This window comes from Clavibacter sp. MX14-G9D (assembly GCF_032917815.1).
Lineage (GTDB): Bacteria > Actinomycetota > Actinomycetes > Actinomycetales > Microbacteriaceae > Clavibacter > Clavibacter michiganensis_K.
The window spans coordinates 1-3,817 of sequence record NZ_JAVCVL010000243.1 but is presented as its reverse complement, the minus strand read 5'-3'; the positions used below and the strand labels follow the sequence as shown (position 1 = coordinate 3,817).

Genomic DNA, 3,817 nt, shown 5'->3' with positions numbered 1-3,817 from the left:
CCCGGCAGCCCCGGTCGCCGGTCGGTGGGCGGATCAGCGTCCGAGGAACTCGGCCGGCTCCCGCAGCGCCGCCGCGCGCATGCCGCGTGCCGCGTCCTCGGAACCGGCCAGTCGCACGAGCTCCGCCGGCAGCGCGGCGGCGGCCGCGTCCGGCCCCTCGCGGAGGGCGGTGCGGGCGTTCCGAAGGGTGGCCTGCACGGCGAGCGGCGCCTGCGCGGCGATGCGCTCGGCGATGGCAACGGCCGCCGCGAGCTGCTCGCCGTCGGGCACGACGACCTGCACGATCCGCATGCGCCGGGCCTCCTCGGCGTCGAAGAGGTCGCCGGTGAGCATCCAGCGCATGGCGTCGCCCCAGCCCGCGACGGCGGGGAACCGGAGCGTCGCGCCGCCGAAGGGCAGGATGCCGCGCGCCACCTCGATCTGCCCGAACCGCGTGCCGGCGGCCGCGACGACAACGTCGCTCGCGAGGGCGAGCTCGATGCCGAGGGTCAGGCACATGCCCTGCACCGCGAGGACGACGGGCTTGCCGACGGCGGGTCCGCTCACCTGCCACGGGTCGACGCCGTCGTCGGGCACGGCGTCGAGCCCGCCGCCCGGGCCGCGGCCGATGTGCGGGGCGACGTCGGCGAGGTCGAGGCCGCCCGTGAAGTGGTCGCCGATCGCGTGCACCACGCCGACGCGCAGCTCCGGATCGCGGGCGAGGAGGCCGTAGGCGCTCGCCAGCTCGCGGAGCATCCGCATGTCGGCGGCGTTGCGCTTGGCAGGCCGGTCGAGCCCGATGAGGAGGACGTGCCCCCGCCGCTCGACCCGCACGCGGGGCGCGTCGTCGGCGGTCGTGCTGGAAGGTGCGTCGCCGGTGCCGGGGCCGGTGCCGGGGCCGGTGGCGGGGGAGCGGTCGGGGGCGGATGCGGTGCGGGCGTCGTCGGTCACAGCGGTCTCCTCGTCGGTTCCGTCCCAGACTCGCAGGGCGGGCGCCCGACCGCGACCTCCCGTCCGGGACCTCGCAGCCGCGCGGCGGATCAGACGGGCCCGGTCAGCGCCCCGATGATGCGGAGGACCGTGCCCATGTCGTCGACCGCCGCGGCGGGGGAGGAGGGGGCGAACTCGGTGATGCCCGCGCCGGCGAGGCCGAACGACCGCCGCAGCGCCTTGATGGTCTCGGTGACGGCCTGGACGTCCGGCCCGAACGGCTCGGGGTAGCCGACGCCCGACATGCCGCCCGGGTCGAGCACGTCCAGGTCGACGTGCACGTAGACGTCGGTGGCCCCGGTGGCGCGCAGGGCCCGGACGACGGCCTCGGGACCCACGGCGTCGGCACCGACGAGCGCGATCCCGCGGGAGTCCACGAGGTCCGACTCGGCGTCGTCGAGGGCGCGGACGCCCGCGAGCACGACCCGGTCGGCCGTGACGGCGCCGGCCGGGAGCTCGAGCCCGTCGACGCCCTCCCCGAGGACGGCGCGGAGCACCATGCCGTGGAAGGCGCCGGAGGGCGAGGAGGCGGGGGTGTTGAGGTCGGCGTGCGCGTCGAGCCAGAGGACCGCGAGGCCGGGGTGCGCGCGGGCCGCGTGGCCGATGGACGCGACCTCGACGCCGCAGTCGCCGCCGATGGTGACGAGCGGGCCGGACGCCGCGGCGGAGGCCGCCTGCAGCGCCGCCTCCTGGCGCGTGCGCACCGCGAGGAGGGACGCGTAGCGGAGGACGCCCGTGCCGAGCGACTCGCCCGCCTCGACGGGCACCTCGACGACGCGGGTGGCGGACGCGGGCAGGTCGCCGCGGATCGCCTCGGCGCCGTCCGCGAGCCTCATGGCGCGGGACGAGCCCGAGCCCTGCCATTGGGGGACGACGACGAAGGAGGCGGGCACACCCTCAGTATCGCGTGCGGCGGCGGACATGGCGATGCCCGCCGCCCGCGGTCGGGATCGCGGGCGACGGGCATCGTCGGGAGGGAGGAGGGAGGACTACATGTCGCGGTAGCGCTTCGCCTCGGCGAGGGCGGTCCGGAGGCCGGCCGCGTCGAGCTTCGGGCCGTAGCCGGGGGTGTCGCGCTGGATGCGCCAGCCCTCCGCCAGCGGACCCGCGTCGACGGCGTCGTAGCCGAACGAGTCGAGGATCCCGGCGACGGCGGCCTTCGCCTCGGCGTCGTCGCCCGCGATGACGAGCGCGCGGCGCCCCTGGGTGCCGGCGGGGGTGCCGTCGGTGGTGAGGTCGGCCGCGTAGATGTGGTTGAACGCCTTGACGACCTTCGACTCGGGCAGGTGCCGCTGCAGCATCTCCGCCGTCGTGGTGGTCTCGTCGTCGAGCTCGGCGATGTGGCCGTCGCGCTCCGGGTAGTAGTTGTCGGTGTCGATGACGACCTTGCCGGCGAGCGGGGCGACGGGGACGGTGTCGATGCTCTTCAGCGGGATCGTCACGACGACGATCTCGCCCGCCTCGGCGACCTCCGGGACGGTCGCGGCGCGCGCGTGCTCGCCGAGCTCGGCGATCAGGTCGACGAGCGTCTCCGGGCCGCGCGAGTTGGCGATGACGACGTCGTGGCCGGTGGAGGCGAACAGGCGGGCGAGCTGGCTGCCGATGAGTCCGGCGCCGATGATTCCGATGGTGGTCATGGGGAGGGGAACCGGCGATCCGGACCGCGCATTCCGCACGTCCACCCGGCTCCCAGCTCCGCCAGCGGCGGGAACGACCGCGGGCGCCGCCCCCGGAGGGGACGGCGCCCGCGGTGCGGTGTGGGCTACTCGCCCGACGTGACCTGCTTCGGCGCGGATCCGCCGGACTTGAGCGCGGCGAGGCGCGCCTCCACCTCGGTCAGCTCGCCGAGGTCCTCGAGCTCCTCGAACTGCGCGTCGAGGCTCGAGGCCTGCAGCTCCTCGGCGCCGCGGACGCGGGCCTCCTCGCGGCGGATCTTCTGCTCGAACCGGCTGACCTCGCTGGTCGGGTCCATGATGTCGATGCTCTTCATGGCGTCCTGCACCTGCGACTGCGCCTGCACCGTCTTCTGGCGGGCGTTCAGCTCGTCGCGCTTGGACGACAGCTGCTGCAGCTTGCCGCGCATCGTGTCGAGGCCCTGCTTGAGCTTCTCCACGACCTCGGTCTGCGACGCGATGGTGGGCTCGGCGCCCTTCGCCTCGCTCTCGGACTGCATCTGGCGCTGCAGCGCGACGCGGGCGAGCGCGTCGAACTTGTCGGCGTTCGGGGTGTTGCCCGCGTTCCGGTACTCGTCCGCCTTCTGGCTCGCGGCGAGGGCCTTGCGGCCCCAGTCGCCCGCGGCCTGGACGTCCTCGCGGTGGTCGTCCTCGATCATCCGCAGGTTGCCGATGGTCTGGGCGACGGCGCTCTCGGCCTCGCGGATGCTCTCCGTGTAGTCGCGCACCATCTGGTCCAGCATGAGCTGGGGGTCCTCGGCCTGGTCGATGAGGTTGTTGATGTTGGCCTTCGCGAGCTGGGCGATGCGGCCGAGGATGGACTGCTTGGACATGGGTGCTGCTCCTTCTCGTCTACTGCTACGTCGGAATGGGTTGATCATGGGTCGCTCTCGTTCTCGTTCTCGTGTGTCTCGCCGGTCGTGCGCGTGCGGGGTGGTGCCGGGCCGCTAGAAGTCGCCTCCGCCGCCCCCGCCGAAGTCGCCGCCTCCGCCGCCGCCGAATCCGCCGCCCCCGCCGCCGAAGCTGCCGCCGCCGAATCCGCCGCCGCCTCCTCCCCAGCCGCCGCCGCCACCGCTCAGCAGGCCGCCGATGATGCCGCCCATGATGGCGCCGCCGAACGCGTCGCCGCCTCCGCGGCCGCCCATCATGCCGCCCCCGTAGCCGCCGTAGCCGCC

5 protein-coding genes are annotated in these 3,817 nt (G+C 74.9%); all 5 read right to left on the bottom strand.

What is annotated here, in order from left to right:
• Positions 1–33: 33 nt before the first annotated feature.
• The gene (locus Q6969_RS13965) at positions 34–930 is read right to left on the bottom strand and encodes a crotonase/enoyl-CoA hydratase family protein (RefSeq protein WP_317230981.1); all 897 of its coding nucleotides are present in this window, start codon (positions 928–930) and stop codon (positions 34–36) included.
• An 89-nt stretch (positions 931–1,019) separates the two neighbouring features.
• Entirely contained in the window at positions 1,020–1,862 is an 843-nt protein-coding gene (locus tag Q6969_RS13960; protein WP_317230980.1) for an arginase family protein, read from the bottom strand.
• Between the two features lie 96 nt (positions 1,863–1,958).
• On the bottom strand, positions 1,959–2,606 hold the full coding sequence (locus tag Q6969_RS13955; RefSeq protein ID WP_317230979.1) for an NAD(P)-binding domain-containing protein: 648 nt from the start codon (positions 2,604–2,606) through the stop codon (positions 1,959–1,961).
• Positions 2,607–2,731: 125 nt separating this feature from the next.
• Entirely contained in the window at positions 2,732–3,475 is a 744-nt protein-coding gene (locus Q6969_RS13950) for a PspA/IM30 family protein (RefSeq protein ID WP_086520663.1), read from the bottom strand.
• Positions 3,476–3,589: 114 nt separating this feature from the next.
• Positions 3,590–3,817, bottom strand: a 228-nt coding sequence (locus Q6969_RS13945) for a hypothetical protein (protein ID WP_317230978.1), incomplete at its 5' end; no start/stop codon positions are given.